Source organism: Mesorhizobium sp. M4B.F.Ca.ET.089.01.1.1 (genome assembly GCF_004022605.1).
Taxonomy (GTDB): domain Bacteria; phylum Pseudomonadota; class Alphaproteobacteria; order Rhizobiales; family Rhizobiaceae; genus Mesorhizobium; species Mesorhizobium abyssinicae.
The window spans coordinates 1-389 of sequence record NZ_RZOS01001580.1 but is presented as its reverse complement, the minus strand read 5'-3'; the positions used below and the strand labels follow the sequence as shown (position 1 = coordinate 389).

Sequence of the window (389 nt, the reverse complement as noted above, 5' to 3'; positions counted from 1 at the left end):
GTCCACAGACGATAATGGCGGCCAGCATCAGGCCGTCGCCAATTGGTGACGCCGTCCCGCCTTGCATCAGGGCAAAGCCCGCGACGAGCGCACTGCCGAGGCAGGAGAACAGCCAGAAGGCCGGGCGTGGACGCTCGCCGCCACGCAGCACGCCGAAGATCGCCGTCGCCAGCGGCAGCAGACCGACGAAGATGATGGAATGGGCCGAGGTGACGTGCTTGAGCGCCAGCGCCGTCAGCAAGGGGAAGCCGACGACCACGCCCAGCGCAACGATCGCCAGCGACAGCAGATCCCCGCGCTCCGGCCGTTTCTGCCGGAACAGGATGAGCATCGCCAGGCCGAGCAGTCCGGCAATCGCCGCGCGGGCCGAAGTCAGGAAGGTCGGATCG

Annotated in this window: 1 protein-coding gene; it reads right to left on the bottom strand. The window is 68.1% G+C overall.

Features of this window, described 5'->3' with window-relative positions; translation table 11 throughout:
* Positions 1-389, bottom strand: a 389-nt coding sequence (locus EN780_RS38380) for a DMT family transporter (protein ID WP_133373051.1), incomplete at both ends; no start/stop codon positions are given.